The 13,255-nt window shown below is 67.0% G+C and carries 12 protein-coding genes; all 12 read right to left on the bottom strand.

Features of this window, described 5'->3' with window-relative positions; translation table 11 throughout:
* Complete coding sequence (locus tag BN948_RS01965) at positions 1 to 240, bottom strand: BolA family protein (protein WP_009516471.1); 240 nt, start codon at positions 238 to 240, stop codon at positions 1 to 3.
* Between the two features lie 4 nt (positions 241 to 244).
* Positions 245 to 1,000: an ABC transporter permease gene (locus tag BN948_RS01960; RefSeq protein WP_009516470.1), complete on the bottom strand. Its 756-nt coding sequence runs from the start codon at positions 998 to 1,000 to the stop codon at positions 245 to 247.
* Complete coding sequence (locus BN948_RS01955; RefSeq protein WP_035620292.1) at positions 997 to 1,944, bottom strand: ABC transporter ATP-binding protein; 948 nt, start codon at positions 1,942 to 1,944, stop codon at positions 997 to 999. The genes BN948_RS01960 and BN948_RS01955 overlap by 4 nt, the downstream gene beginning before the upstream one ends.
* A gap of 116 nt (positions 1,945 to 2,060) precedes the next feature.
* Positions 2,061 to 2,333, bottom strand: coding sequence for an STAS domain-containing protein (locus tag BN948_RS01950; RefSeq protein WP_009516468.1), 273 nt, complete (start codon positions 2,331 to 2,333; stop codon positions 2,061 to 2,063).
* On the bottom strand, positions 2,333 to 2,965 hold the full coding sequence (locus BN948_RS01945) for an MlaC/ttg2D family ABC transporter substrate-binding protein (RefSeq protein ID WP_035620172.1): 633 nt from the start codon (positions 2,963 to 2,965) through the stop codon (positions 2,333 to 2,335). The genes BN948_RS01950 and BN948_RS01945 overlap by 1 nt, the downstream gene beginning before the upstream one ends.
* Before the next feature lie 122 nt (positions 2,966 to 3,087).
* Complete coding sequence (locus BN948_RS01940) at positions 3,088 to 3,822, bottom strand: MlaA family lipoprotein (protein ID WP_009516466.1); 735 nt, start codon at positions 3,820 to 3,822, stop codon at positions 3,088 to 3,090.
* Between the two features lie 29 nt (positions 3,823 to 3,851).
* Positions 3,852 to 4,340: an outer membrane lipid asymmetry maintenance protein MlaD gene (mlaD, locus tag BN948_RS01935; protein ID WP_009516465.1), complete on the bottom strand. Its 489-nt coding sequence runs from the start codon at positions 4,338 to 4,340 to the stop codon at positions 3,852 to 3,854.
* 20 nt (positions 4,341 to 4,360) lie between these two features.
* Complete coding sequence (gene mlaE / locus BN948_RS01930) at positions 4,361 to 5,146, bottom strand: lipid asymmetry maintenance ABC transporter permease subunit MlaE (protein WP_009516464.1); 786 nt, start codon at positions 5,144 to 5,146, stop codon at positions 4,361 to 4,363.
* Positions 5,146 to 5,961 (bottom strand): ABC transporter ATP-binding protein, encoded by an 816-nt coding sequence (locus BN948_RS01925; protein ID WP_169803271.1) that lies wholly within the window; start codon positions 5,959 to 5,961, stop codon positions 5,146 to 5,148. Before BN948_RS01925 ends, mlaE begins: the two co-directional genes overlap by 1 nt.
* Positions 5,962 to 6,056: 95 nt before the next feature.
* Positions 6,057 to 7,523 carry a glutamate synthase subunit beta gene (locus BN948_RS01920; protein ID WP_009516462.1) on the bottom strand — a complete coding sequence of 489 codons (1,467 nt, stop codon included), beginning with the start codon at positions 7,521 to 7,523 and terminating at the stop codon, positions 6,057 to 6,059.
* 39 nt (positions 7,524 to 7,562) lie between these two features.
* Positions 7,563 to 12,341: a glutamate synthase-related protein gene (locus BN948_RS01915; RefSeq protein WP_009516461.1), complete on the bottom strand. Its 4,779-nt coding sequence runs from the start codon at positions 12,339 to 12,341 to the stop codon at positions 7,563 to 7,565.
* A 185-nt stretch (positions 12,342 to 12,526) separates the two neighbouring features.
* Positions 12,527 to 13,234 carry an REP-associated tyrosine transposase gene (locus tag BN948_RS01910; RefSeq protein WP_009516460.1) on the bottom strand — a complete coding sequence of 236 codons (708 nt, stop codon included), beginning with the start codon at positions 13,232 to 13,234 and terminating at the stop codon, positions 12,527 to 12,529.
* Positions 13,235 to 13,255 lie beyond the last annotated feature (21 nt).

The raw sequence follows: 13,255 nt of genomic DNA, 5'->3' as shown, positions 1-13,255 counted from the left end.
TCAGTGTTGAGCCGCCCATTCGGCGGGGGTCAGGGTCTGCATCGACAGAGCGTGCACCTCGTCGGTCTGCATGCGGTTGCCCAGCGTGGCATAGACGGCCTGGTGGCGCTGGATGCGGCGCTTGCCTTCGAAGGCTGGCGACACGATGACGGCGGACCAGTGGCGGCCATCGCCTGTCACCTCGATGTGTTCGCAGGTCAGGCCGGCGGCGATGAGGGATTGCAGTTGTTCGGCGGTCATGGGTTCAGTGGCGGACCTTGTAGCCGATCTTGAGCAGGTGCAGGGCCAGGGCGCTCACCACCGCCAGCGCACCGCCGACCAGGGCCAGGCTCAACCAGGGCGAGACGTCGCTCTGGCCGAAGAAGCCGTAGCGAAAGCCGTCGATCATGTAGAAGAAGGGGTTGAGGTGGCTCACGCGCTGCCAGAACTCGGGCAGCGAATGGATGGAATAGAACACGCCCGACAGGAAGGTCATGGGCATGATGATGAAGTTCTGGAACGCAGCCATCTGGTCGAACTTCTCGGCCCACAGCCCGGCGATGAGCCCCAGCGCCCCCAGCAGAGCCGCGCCCAGCACGCCGAACACCAGGATCCACAGCGGCGCCACGACGCTGGGCTGCGCGAACAGCCAGGCCACGACCAGCACCCCCATGCCCACCGCGACGCCACGCACGATGGACGAGCCCACGTAGGCCACGAACCAGGCGCGGTGCGACAGCGGCGTGAGCAGCAGGAACACCAGGTTGCCCATGATCTTGCTCTGGATGAGCGAGGAACTGCTGTTGGCGAAGGCGTTCTGCAGCACGCTCATCATCACCAGGCCGGGCACCAGGAAGGCGGTGTAGCTCACGTCACCGTACACCTGGGCGCGGCCTTCGAGCACGTGGGCGAACACGGCCAGGTACAGCAGCGCGGTGATGACGGGCGCGGCCACGGTCTGGAAGCCCACCTTCCAGAAGCGCAGCACCTCTTTGTAGAACAGGGTTTGCCAGCCGGTCATGCCGATACCTTGTTGGACGGGGCCGAGGGCACACCCGGCGCGCCGCTGCCGGTGAGGTCGAGGAAGACGTCCTCCAGGTCGGCCTTTCGAACCTCGATGTCTTCCGGCATCACGCCGGCCTCGCGCAAAAGGGAGAGCACATGCTCCACCGCTCGGGCGTCGAGCGCGGGCAACTGCACCACGCGGCCGGTGATGCGCGCCTGCGCCGCGATGTCCGCCGGCAGAGGCGCGTCGGTCTTGAAGCGCAACACATTGGCCGCCGCGCGCGCCAACAGGGCCGAGGTGGATTCGAGCGCGACCACCTGCCCCAGCTTGAGCATGGCGATGCGGCTGCACAGGGCCTCGGCCTCTTCCAGGTAGTGGGTGGTGAGCAGCACGGTACTGCCCAGGCGCTTGTTCAGGCCCGAGACGAACTGCCACAGGGTCTGGCGCAGCTCCACGTCCACGCCAGCGGTGGGTTCGTCGAGCACGATGACCGGTGGCTTGTGTACCAGGGCCTGGGCGATCAGCACGCGCCGCTTCATGCCGCCGGAGAGCTGGCGCATGTTGGCCGTGGCCTTGTCGGCCAGTCCCAGGCCGGTGAGCAACTCATCGATCCAGTCGTCGTTGCGGCGGATGCCGAAGTAGCCCGACTGGATGCGCAGGGCCTCGCGCACGTTGAAGAACGGGTCGAACACCAGTTCCTGCGGCACCACGCCCAATTGCCGCCGTGCGGCCTGGTAGTCGTCGTGCACGTCGTGGCCGTGCACGGTGATGCGGCCCTCGGTGGCGCGGGCCAGGCCGGCCAGGATGCTGATGAGCGTGGTCTTGCCCGCCCCGTTGGGACCGAGCAGGCCGAAGAATTCACCCGGTTCGATGTCGAAACTGACCGAACGAAGGGCGTGCAGGTCGCCACGCGAGGTGGCGTAGGTCTTGGAGACGTTCTGGAATGAGACAGCTGACATGCGCAGCAACACCGCGGGGCTGGCCCGTGACACGGGACATCCGTGGCGGGCAGGGAACCGGGGATTCTACGGCTGGGGCCTAGCCCGCGCTGGCCTGGGGGCAGACGCGGACGGACTCAGGCGGGCAGCAATTCCTGCACGCCGTAGGCGGTGACCAAGTCGCGCAGGCGGGGCGGCCATTGCGTCACCCGCAGCGTGCGACCGGTGCGCCGCAGTTCGCGCTGCAGCTCCAGCAGCAGGGCCACGGCGGCCGAATCGAAGCTGCGCAGGCCGCCCGCGTCGAGCGTGACGGCGTCTCCCGGCTCGGCCGCCAGAGCGCTGCGCAACTCTTGAAGGACGGAAGCGGCCTCGGCCGTGGTCAGGCGCGCGGGCAGCCGGGCGTCGCTCATCAGTTGGTCTTGGCGGTGCCGCCGCCACTCTTGTTGCGCTGGGCCAGGGACTCGATCAGGCCGTCGATGCCCTTGGCATTGATTTCCTGTGCGAACTGGGTGCGGTAGGTTTCCACCAGCCACAGGCCCAGCACGTTGAGGTCGTAGATCTTCCAGCTGTCGTTGGATTTCTCCATGCGGTAGTCGAGCTGGATGGGCTCGCCACGGCCACGCACCTCAGAGCGCACCACCACTTCCGTGTCGGTGGGCTGCATGCGCAGGGGCTTGAAGCTCAGCGTCTGATCGCGGACCTCGCCCAGGGCACCGGAGTAGGTGCGCACCAGCAAGGCCTTGAATTCGGCCTGCAGGCGCTGCTGCTGCTCGGGCGTGGCCTGGCGCCAGTGGCGGCCCACGGCCGAGGACGTCATGCGCGTGAAGTTCACGTTGGGCATGATCTTCTCGTCCACCACGGCCATGATGCGGTCGATGTTGCCGGCCTTGATGGCCGGGTCGGCCTTGATCAGGTCCAGCACCTCGGTGGACAGGCGCTTGACCATGGCGTCGGGGGCTTCGGCCGCGCTGGCGGGCAGGTTGAAGGCGGTCAGGGCCAGCGCCATGCCGGCCAGCCAGGAACGTCGTTGCAGGGTGATCATGAAAGTCCTTTCGGGGCCCGTGGCCTGTGTGACGGCATTGTGGCGGTGGGACGGGCGCCCCATGTGACGGGTTCCCGGCGGATGGTGACGAGGCGTATCAGCAGCGAGTGCCCACTATCGCCCTATTCGGTGTCATCCCCATCGCCCAGCCCGATGCCCTTGTCGATCATGTCGTCGATCTGCCGCTGGCGACGGTTCAGGTAGAAGTCGCGCATGAAGCTGTACGGATCGAGCGCGGCGTCATTGAACAGTTCGCCCGCGCGCAGCAGACCGGCGCGCGTGTCCACCACGCGCAGGGCGTAGAGCGAGTTTCGGCTGGGAATGTGGTCGACGTGGCCCACCGGATCGGCGGCGCTGTCGGCCACCAGGCCACCCGTGTCGCGCACGGTGGACGGACCGAAGAATGGCAGCACCAGGTAGGCGCCCGAGGGTACGCCCCAGCGGCCCAGGGTCTGGCCGAAGTCGATACGGGTTCGCTCGATGCCGGCCTCGCTGGCGATGTCGAGCAGGCCACCGAAGCCCAGCACGGTGTTGACGCCGAAGCGCAGCAGGTTGTCGGCGGTTTCGCGGGGGCGCAACTGCAGGCCGGCGTTGACGGCGGACCACAGGTCCCCCAGGTTACCGAAGAAATTGTTGACCCCGGTGCGCACGGGACTGGGCGTGATGTCGACGTAGGCCGTGGCCACGGGCTTGAGGACCGCCGTGTCGACCGCGTCGTTGAAACGGTAGACGCCGCGGTTGAAGGGCTCCAGCGGGTCCTTGGGGTTGGCGTCGGGGCCGGTGGCGCAGCCGGCCAGCAGCGCCAGGGCCGCGGCCGCCGCCAGCGCGGGGCGGGGGGTGAATCGTGGGGTGGTCATGGGGCGAACTCCCGGGGGGGACGAGGGGCTTATTGGGTGCCCGCTTCGGGTTTCTTTTCGGCGCCTTCGGCCGCGCGGTTGAACAGGAACTGGCCGATCAGGTTTTCCAGCACCAGCGCCGACTGCGTCTGCGTCACCAGCGCGCCATCGGCCAGGTTCTCCGGGTCACCACCCGGCTCGATACCCACGTACTGCTCGCCGAGCAGGCCGCTGGTGAGTATCTTCATGGAGCTGTCGCGCGGGAAGGCGTAGCGCTTCTCGAGCGTGAGCGCGACACTGGCCTGGAAGGTCTTGTCGTCGAAGCCGATGGTTTCGACCCGGCCCACCACCACACCCGCCGAGCGCACCGCGGCACCGGCCTTGAGGCCGCCCGCGTTGTCGAAGCGCGCGACCACACGGTAGGTGGGCTCGAAGCTGATCTGCAGCAGGTTGGCCGACTGCAGCGCGAGGAACAGAATGGCCGCGCCGCCGATGAGCACGAACAGGCCGACCCAGAAATCGTTTTTGGAAGAAGTCATGGTGGTTCTCCGGTGAACCCTCAGATGCTGAACATCATGGCGGTGAGCACGAAATCGAGGCCCAGCACGGTGAGCGAGGCCATCACCACCGTGCGGGTGGTGGCGCGCGACACGCCCTCGGGCGTGGGTTGCGCCAGGTAGCCCTGCAGCAGGGCGATGAAGGTGACGGCGAAGCCGAACACAACGCTTTTGATGACGCCGTTGCCGACGTCGGCCCAGACATCGACGCCGCCCTGCATCTGGCTCCAGAAGGCGCCGCCGTCCAGGCCGATGAGACCGACACCGACGACCCAGCCGCCGATGACGCCGACCGCGCTGAACACGGCGGCCAGCAAGGGCATGGCGATGACGCCGGCCCAGAAGCGCGGAGCCAGCACGCGGCGCACCGGGTCCACGGCCATCATCTCCATGGCGCTGAGCTGCTCCCCGGCCTTCATGAGACCGATCTCGGCGGTAAGCGAGGTGCCCGCGCGGCCGGCGAACAGCAAGGCGCTGACCACGGGGCCCAGTTCGCGCACCAGCGAGAGTGCCACCAGCAGGCCCAGCGCCTCGGTGGCGCCGTAGATGCGCAGCGTGTAGTAGCCCTGCAGTCCCAGCACGAAGCCCACGAAGAGGCCCGAGACGCCGATGATGGACAGAGAGTGGTTGCCCAGGAAATGGATCTGGTCACGCACCAGGCCGAAACGGCGCATTGCGCTCCCACCCAAGGCGAGCAAGCGCAGGAACAGGCGAGCGCCATACCCCAGCGCAGTGATCTGCTGGCGCACGGCGCGGCCGACGTTGGCGGGGTACAGGGCCTTGAACATCAGACGCCGTCCTTGCCGAAGTCCTCGGCCAGCGTGGGGGCTGGGTGGTGGAAGTGCACCGGGCCGTCGGGCCGGGCGTTGACGAACTGCGACACCAGCGGATCGGTGCTGTGGCGCACCTCGTCGGGCGTGCCCTGCGCGGCGATCTTGCCGTTGGCCAGCACGATCACCTGGTCGGCGATGCCGAAGGTCTCGTCCAGGTCGTGCGACACCACGATGCTGGTGAGGCCCAGGGCGCCGTTGAGTTCGCGGATCAGGCGCGCGGCCGTGCCGAGCGAGATCGGGTCCAGGCCAGCGAAGGGCTCGTCGTACATGACGAGATCGGGGTCGAGCGCGATGGCACGCGCCAGCGCCACCCGTCGCGCCATGCCGCCAGAGAGTTCGCTGGGCATCAGGTTGCGCGCGCCGCGCAAGCCCACGGCGTTGAGCTTGAGCAGCACGATGTCACGCACCAGCGCCTCAGGCAGTTTCGTGTGCTCGCGCAGCGGAAAGGCCACGTTGTCGAACACGCTCATGTCGGTGAACAGCGCACCGAACTGGAACAGCATGCCCATGCGGCGGCGTGCGGCGTAGAGCGCGCGCTGGTCCATGGTGGTGACGTCGGCACCGTCGAACAGGGTCTGACCGCGCTGGGCGCGGATCTGGCCGCCGATGAGGCGCAGCACCGTGGTTTTGCCGCCGCCCGAGGCGCCCATGAGCGCCGTGACCTTGCCGCGCGGCACGGTCAGCGAAATGTCGTCGAGGATGACCCGCGCGCCGTACCCGAAAGTCAGGTTGCGCAGTTCGACGAGGGGGGTGGACGGTGTGGTGCTCATCAAGCAAAAGCCGGGCATGGACCCGGCCGCCGCATGATACGGGATCCCGACTTACCGGAATCCCGTCGCACCCTTACGTTTTGGTAATGGAGTGTTCAGCGCGGCAGGTCCGAATACCCCATGAGGAATTCATCCACCGAGCGGGCCGCCTGACGGCCTTCGCGGATGGCCCAGACCACCAGCGACTGGCCCCGGCGCATGTCGCCGGCGGCGAAGACCTTGGACACGTTGGTCGCGTAACCACCGGTGAAATCGGTCGTGGCCTTGGCGTTGCCGCGAGCGTTCTTGTCGACACCGAAGGCCTCGAGCACGGTGGCCACGGGGTTGGTGAAGCCCATGGCGAGCAGCACCAGATCGGCCTGGTACTCCTTCTCGGTGCCAGGCACCTCGACGAACTTACCGTCCTTGAACTCCACGTGCACGGTCTTCAGGCCGGTGACCTTGCCGTTCTTGCCGACGAATTCCTTGGTGGACACCGCGAACTCACGCACGCAACCTTCTTCATGGCTGGAGCTGGTGCGCAGCTTGAGCGGCCAGTAGGGCCACACCAGGGGCTTGTTCTCCTGCTCGGGCGGCTGGGGCATCACCTCGAACTGAGTGACGCTGAGCGCGCCGTGGCGGTTGCTGGTGCCCACGCAGTCGGATCCGGTGTCGCCGCCGCCGATGACGATGACGTGTTTGCCGTCGGCGCGCAGTTGGCCCTTGAGCTTGTCGCCCGCGTTCACCTTGTTCTGCTGCGGCAGGAACTCCATGGCGAAGTGGATGCCGTCGAGGTCACGGCCAGGCACGGGCAGGTCGCGGCTCTGCTCCGAACCGCCGGTGAGCAGCACGGCATCGAACTCGGCCTTGAGCTCCTCGGCGCTGACGGTTTCCTTGGCCCAGTTGGTGACCTTGCTGCCGGCGGGCAGAGCGCCCACCAGCACGCCGGTGCGGAACACCACGCCTTCGGCCTCCATCTGCGCCACGCGGCGGTCGATGTGCGACTTCTCCATCTTGAAGTCGGGAATGCCGTAGCGCAGCAGGCCACCGATGCGGTCGTTCTTCTCGAACACGGTCACGTCGTGGCCGGCGCGCGCCAGTTGCTGCGCGGCGGCCATGCCAGCCGGACCGGAGCCCACCACGGCCACCTTCTTGCCGGTCTTGTGCTTGGGCGCTTGCGCCGGCACCCAGCCTTCGGCCCAGGCGCGGTCGATGATGGCGTGCTCGATGGACTTGATGCCCACCGGATCGTCGTTCACGTTGAGCACGCAGGCCGCCTCACAGGGCGCCGGGCAGATGCGGCCGGTGAACTCGGGGAAGTTGTTGGTGCTGTGCAGCACCGTGATGGCATTCTTCCAGTCGCCCTGGTACACGAGGTCGTTGAAGTCCGGGATGATGTTGTTCACCGGGCAACCGCTGTTGCAGAACGGCGTGCCGCAGTCCATGCAGCGCGCGCCCTGGACCTTGGCCTGCTGGTCATCGAGCCCGACGACGAATTCCTTGTAGTGCTTCAGGCGATCGGGCACGGGCGCGTAGCCCTCCTCGATGCGCTCGTATTCCATGAAGCCGGTGACTTTTCCCATGGTGCTGTCCTGTATCTCGTGGGGCTGTATCTCGTGGGCTTATTTGGCGGGCGCGATGGCCTTCTTGGCCGAGCCCTGCGCCTTGGTGGTCGCGGCGGCGGCCGTCTGCTTCGCGGCCATCTCACCCAGCGCGCGCTTGTACTCGTTCGGGAACACCTTCACAAACTTGCCACGCGCCGTGGCCCAGTTGTCCAGCAGTTCGCGGGCGCGCTTGCTGCCGGTCCAGCGGTTGTGGTCTTCCAGCAGCTTCTTCAGCAGGGCTTCGTCGGTCTGGCCGCGGTGCCAGGCGCCGGCGGCGGACGCGGCCTCCTGCTCCTTGGCAGGGAGCACGGGCTCCAGGCTCACCATGGCGGTGTTGCAGCGCTCGGCGAAGCGGCCGTCCTCGTCGTAGACGTAGGCCACACCGCCGCTCATGCCGGCGGCGAAGTTGCGGCCGGTCTTGCCCAGCACCACCACGGTGCCGCCGGTCATGTACTCGCAGCCGTGGTCGCCGGTGCCTTCCACCACCGCGGTGGCGCCGGACAGGCGCACCGCGAAGCGCTCGCCGGCCACGCCGGAGAAGTAGGCCTCGCCCGTCGTCGCACCATAGAGCACGGTGTTGCCGACGATGATGTTGCGCGTGGCCTCGCCGCGGAAGTCGATGCTGGGGCGCACCACCACGCGACCGCCCGACAGGCCCTTGCCGGTGTAGTCGTTGGCGTCGCCGATCAGGTACATCGTGATGCCCTTGGCCAGGAAGGCGCCGAAGGACTGGCCGCCCGTGCCTTCGAGCTGGATGCGGATGGAGTCGTCCGGCAGGCCTTCGGGGTGGTGCTTGGTGAGCTCGCCCGAGAGCATGGCGCCCACGGAGCGGTTCACGTTGCGGGCGACCTCGATGAACTGCACGCGCTCGCCCTTCTCGATGGCGGGGCGGCACTTCTCGATCAGCACCTTGTCCAACGCCTTCTCCAGGCCGTGCTCCTGCTGCTCGGTGTGCTTGCGCGGCACCTCGGCCGGCACGGCGGGCAGGGCCAGCAGGCGGCTGAAGTCCAGGCCACGCGCCTTCCAGTGCGCGATGCCGGCGCGCGTGTCGAGCAGATCGGCGCGGCCGATCAGTTCGTCGAACGTGCGGATGCCCAGCTGCGCCATGATCTGGCGCGCCTCTTCCGCGACGAAGAAGAAGTAGTTGACGACGTGCTCGGGCTTGCCCGAGAACTTCTTGCGCAGCACCGGGTCCTGCGTGGCCACGCCCACCGGGCAGGTGTTCAGGTGGCACTTGCGCATCATGATGCAGCCCTCCACCACCAGCGGCGCGGTAGCGAAGCCGAACTCATCGGCACCCAGCAGGGCGCCGATGACCACGTCGCGACCGGTCTTCATCTGGCCGTCGGCCTGCACGCGGATGCGGCTGCGCAGGCGGTTGAGCACCAGGGTCTGCTGGGTCTCGGCCAGGCCGATCTCCCAGGGACTGCCGGCGTGCTTGATGGACGACCAGGGCGAGGCGCCCGTACCACCGTCGTGACCGGCAATCACCACGTGGTCGGCCTTGCACTTGGCCACGCCCGCGGCGATGGTGCCCACACCCACTTCCGACACCAGCTTGACGCTGATGCTGGCGTGCGGTGCCACGTTCTTCAGGTCGTGGATGAGCTGGGCCAGGTCCTCGATGGAATAGATGTCGTGGTGCGGCGGCGGGCTGATGAGGCCCACGCCGGGCACCGAATAGCGCAGCTTGCCGATGTAGGTGGACACCTTGCCGCCAGGCAATTGGCCGCCCTCGCCGGGCTTGGCGCCCTGGGCCATCTTGATCTGCACCTGGTCCGCGCTCTGCAGGTATTCCGCGGTGACACCGAAGCGGCCCGAGGCCACCTGCTTGATCCTGGAGCGCAGGCTGTCGCCGGCTTCCAGCGGCAGGTCGACCTCGACCACGTCCTCGCCGATGATGCTCTTGAGGGTTTCGCCCTTGGTGATCTTGATGCCCTTGAGCTCGTTGCGGTAGCGGCGCTCGTCCTCACCGCCTTCGCCCGTGTTGCTCTTGCCGCCAATGCGGTTCATGGCCACGGCCAGCGTCGCATGGGCCTCGGTGCTGATGGAGCCCAGCGACATGGCGCCCGTGGCGAAGCGCTTGACGATCTCTTTGGCGGACTCCACCTCGTCGATCGGAATCGCCTTGCTCGGGTCCAGCTTGAACTCGAACAGGCCGCGCAGCGTCATCTGGCGGCGGCTCTGGTCGTTGATGATCTGGGCGTATTCCTTGTAGGTATTCCAGCTGTTGGCGCGCGTGCTGTGCTGCAGCTTGGCGATGGCATCGGGCGACCACATGTGCTCCTCGCCGCGCGTGCGCCAGGCGTATTCGCCGCCGGCATCCAGCATGCTGGCCAGCACCGGGTCGTCGCCGAAGGCGGCCTTGTGCATGCGGATGGCTTCCTCGGCGATCTCGAACACGCCGATGCCTTCCACGCGGCTGGCGGTGCCGGTGAAGTACTTGGCCACCGTGTCGCTGTTGAGGCCGATGGCCTCGAACAGCTGGGCGCCGCAGTAGCTCATGTACGTGCTCACGCCCATCTTGGACATGATCTTGGACAGGCCCTTGCCGATCGCCTTGGTGTAGTTGTAGATGGCCTTGTCGGCGCTGAGATCGCCCGGCAGATCCTTGTGGATGGCGACCAGGGTCTCCATCGCCAGGTAGGGGTGCACGGCTTCGGCACCGTAGCCGGCCAGCACGGCGAAGTGGTGCACCTCGCGCGCGGTGCCGGTCTCCACCACCAGGCCGGCGCTGGTGCGCAGGCCCTCACGCACCAGGTGCTGGTGGATGGCCGAGAGTGCCAGCAGCGCGGGAATGGCCACCTGCGCCGGGCCGACACCGCGGTCGCTGATGATGAGGATGTTCTTGCCGCCCTTGATCGCGTCCACCGCGGCCGCGCACAGCGAGGCCAGCTTGGCCTCCACGCCCTCGCGGCCCCAGCTTGCGGGGTAGGTGATGTCCAGCGTGACGCTGCGGAACTTGCCCTGCGTCACGGCTTCGATGTTGCGCAGCTTGGCCATGTCGGCGAAGTCCAGCACGGGCTGGCTCACCTCCAGGCGCATGGGCGGGTTCACCTGGTTGATGTCGAGCAGGTTGGGCTTGGGCCCGATGAAAGACACCAGCGACATCACGATGGCTTCGCGAATCGGGTCGATCGGCGGGTTTGTGACCTGCGCGAACAGCTGCTTGAAGTAGTTGTAGAGCGGCTTGTTCTTGTCCGACAGCACGGCCAGCGGGCTGTCGTTGCCCATGGAGCCGATGCCCTCCTCGCCATTGGCGGCCATGGGGCTCATGAGGAACTTGATGTCCTCCTGCGTGTAGCCGAAGGCCTGCTGACGATCCAACAGCTCGGGCGAGACGCGCTCCATGCCGGCCGACTGCGGCTCGGTCTGGGCCACGGGGAGCTCCTGGGCGTCCTCGCCAGCGACGGGATGTTCCACGTCGTCCAGGCGGATGCGCAGGTTGTCGATCCACTGCTTGTAGGGCTTGCTGTTGGCGAGGTTGGCCTTGAGCTCCTCGTCGTCGATCATGCGGCCCTGCTCCAGGTCGATCAGGAACATCTTGCCGGGCTGCAGGCGCCACTTGCGCACGATCTTGTTCTCGGGCACGGGCAGCACGCCGGATTCCGAGGCCATGATGACCAGGTCGTCGTCGGTGACGCAGTAGCGCGAGGGGCGCAGGCCGTTGCGGTCGAGCGTGGCGCCGATCTGGCGACCGTCGGTGAACACGATAGAGGCCGAGCCGTCCCAGGGCTCCAGCATGGCCGCGTGGTATTCATAGAACGCGCGGCGGCGCGGGTCCATGGTGGTGTGCTGCTCCCAGGGCTCCGGGATCATCATCATCACGGCCTGCGACAGCGGGTAGCCCGCCATGGTGAGCAGTTCGAGGCAGTTGTCGAAGGTGGCGGTGTCAGACTGGTGCGCGAAGCTGATCGGGTAGAGCTTCTGCAAATCGGCGCCCAGCACGGGCGAGCTCATCACGCCTTCGCGCGCCTTCATCCAGTTGTAGTTGCCCTTGACCGTGTTGATCTCGCCGTTGTGCGCGACGTAACGGTACGGGTGCGCCAGCGGCCACTCGGGGAAGGTGTTGGTGGAGAAGCGCTGGTGCACCAGGCCCAGGGCAGACACGCAGCGCGGGTCCTGCAGGTCCTTGAAGTAGGTGCCCACCTGATCGGCCAGCAGCAGGCCCTTGTAGACCACGGTGCGGCTGCTCATGCTCACCACGTAGTACTCCTTGGAGTGCGTGAGCTTGAGGCGCTGGATGGCCGCGCTGGCGGTCTTGCGGATCACGTACAGCTTGCGCTCCAGCGCGTCCTGCACGATGACGTCGTTGCCACGGCCGATGAAGACCTGGCGGATGATGGGTTCCTTGGCGCGCACCGTGGGCGACATGGGCATGTCCATGTTCACCGGCACCTCGCGCCACCCCAGCAGCACCTGGCCTTCGGCGGCGATCGCGCGCTCCATTTCCTGTTCGCAGGCCAGGCGGCTGGCGTGCTCCTTGGGCATGAAGATCATGCCCACGCCGTATTCGCCGGCGGGCGGCAACGTCACGCCCTGCGCGGCCATTTCCTCGCGGTACAGCGCGTCGGGCATCTGGATCAGCAGGCCCGCGCCGTCGCCCATGAGCTTGTCGGCACCCACCGCACCGCGGTGGTCGAGGTTCTCGAGGATCTTGAGCGCCTGCTCGACGATGGCGTGGCTCTTCTCGCCCTTGATGTGCGCCACGAAGCCGACGCCGCAGGCGTCGTGCTCGTTGGCCGGGTCGTACAGACCGTGCTGTTGCAGGTGCTCTTTTTCAGCGGCCGTGTTCATGGCGCTCGTCCTTCTCGTCTGTGGGGCAAATCCGTCGGGATCGGGAGCTTATTGCATTGCACCATGCGTGCCAAGCATTTTAAATAGGGTCAGATTCCATTTATTTTCTGATTCGTTTGACCAACATTTAAATGGGGACATATTAAAAGCAGGCGCAGCGTCGCAAGAGCAAGCTCGTGGCCGCCTCAGGTACCGGCTTTGTCCACGGGCACTGCGGCTGGGCGCCCCTTAGCAGCACGCGACACCCGACGGCTGGTCTGCTTCTGCAGTTCCCCCGCAAAACCCTCGTCGCCCAGGGCCCAGCCATGCAGCGCGGCGTCCGTGATGGCCTTCTGCTGCTGCGCGCTGAGGCCCGAGCGCACCCACTCAGCGTAGGCGGCTTCGCGGGCGAAAGGGGTGTTGCCCAGGGCCCAGTACACGGGGTGGGCGCTGAGGTAGCGGTCCACGCGCTGACCAATGTGGTGCAGGTGGCTCGACCAGGGGTACTGGCGCGGCTCGGCCACCATGCCGGCGCGCACCGGATTGAGCTCGATGTAGGCCATACAGGCCAGGAAGTAGCGCTCGGTCTGGATCAAGGTGGACTTGTAGCGGCCTTCCCACAGGGTGCCGGAGCGCTGGTGGCGGTCGTTGAAGCGGCGCACGTAGCTGCGGCCAACGTCCTGCATCCACCGCGGCACGCCCTCGGCCGTCTCGGGCGTGGCCAGCAGGTGGAAGTGGTTGTCCATCAGCACCCAGGCGTGCAGCGCCACGCCGTGTTGGCGCGCCCGGGTCGTGATCAGCTCCAGCAGGGCCTCACGGTCTTCGTCGTCGCGAACGATGGCCTGGCGGTTGTTGCCGCGCTGGATGATGTGGTGCGGGTAACCGGCGACGGTCAGGCGCGGCAGTCGGGCCATGGGGCAAGAAACCTGGAATCT

This window comes from Hydrogenophaga intermedia, from assembly GCF_000723405.1.
GTDB classification, from domain to species: Bacteria; Pseudomonadota; Gammaproteobacteria; order Burkholderiales; family Burkholderiaceae_C; genus Hydrogenophaga; species Hydrogenophaga intermedia.
The sequence above is the reverse complement of the archived record's forward strand: the minus strand, read 5'-3'. Positions and strand labels throughout refer to the sequence as shown.